Origin of the sequence: Paenibacillus terrae, assembly GCF_000943545.1 — a bacterium.
GTDB lineage: Bacteria > Bacillota > Bacilli > Paenibacillales > Paenibacillaceae > Paenibacillus > Paenibacillus terrae_A.
The window spans coordinates 1-1,098 of the sequence record NZ_JTHP01000177.1 but is presented as its reverse complement, the minus strand read 5'-3'; the positions used below and the strand labels follow the sequence as shown (position 1 = coordinate 1,098).

Annotated in this window: 1 protein-coding gene; it reads right to left on the bottom strand. The window is 50.6% G+C overall.

Translation table 11 applies throughout. The annotated features are described in order from the left end of the window. Positions 1-1,098, bottom strand: a 1,098-nt coding sequence (locus QD47_RS29495) for a condensation domain-containing protein (RefSeq protein WP_044649474.1), incomplete at both ends; no start/stop codon positions are given.

Below are 1,098 nucleotides of genomic sequence, written 5' to 3'. Positions count from 1 at the left end.
AGCGTTCCCTTCAGTTCAAAGGTGGACTGCTCCACATACGCGCTCGACCGGGAATCCAGCATGTTGTGGAACAGCATGCCTTTTTGCATCGGCGTCATGGGGTACATATTCTCAAGCTCTTCGTCAGGCTGAATCTGCTCCACCATCCGGTCGAGTGCTTCCAGGCTTAAACCCGGAAGCAGCACATCACTCGGCGTCAATTCAGAACGCCCCCGTGATACACAGTGGCGGATCACTTCCAGCACGTTCTGCTTGAGCTCCCTGGCCAGTTTTATTACATTATCTCCCTGTAACACTTTTGTGTTATAACGAATATCCAGCTCAAGCATTTCATCTGTTACAATGCCCCCTACATCCAGGGAGCACGGCATTCTAGTCTGTTCGTTAACATCTGCTCCACTGGAGTACGGGGACATGTGCGTTTCGCTGTGCCGTAGCGTCTGATCAAATTCGCCCAAATAATTAAAGCTGATCTGTGGCTCGGCGTATGTCGCCCCAGACGGTCCGTTCTGGCTGAGATATCTCCAGATACCATATCCTATCCCTTTATGCGGGATGCCGCGTAGCATCTCCTTCATCCGTTTGATGTTCCTGGAGATATGATCTTCCCCGTTAATCCGCAGCAGTATCGGGTACTGGCTCGTGAACCAGCCGACCGTTCGTGTTATATCCGTATCCTTCATGATATCTTCCCGGCCATGGCCTTCCAGAAGAATTGCAACCTGCTCACTGCCAGTCCAAGTACTTAACGTCATGCCGAGCGCCGTCAGCAACAGATCGTTCACTTCTGTGTTGTACGCACGATGGGCCTGTTTAAGCAGTTGATCAGTCTCTTCTTTCGTGAATTTCAAGCTCAAAGTAGCCGTGTTATTTATGGTCAATGGTTTTTTAGAATCCAGCAATTCTGTAAGTCTTAAAGACTCGGATGCCGCCAGTTCATTCACTTGCTCCCAGTGTACGTGTTCACTTTCCATCTCAGGACTGTCGGCATAGGCTGACAACCGCTCCGACCAGACCCGGAAGGAGTCCGTTTTGGTCGGGAGCTGTATGGCTTCTCCACGTACAGCCTTCTCATAGGCATTCGACAAATCCTCCAGC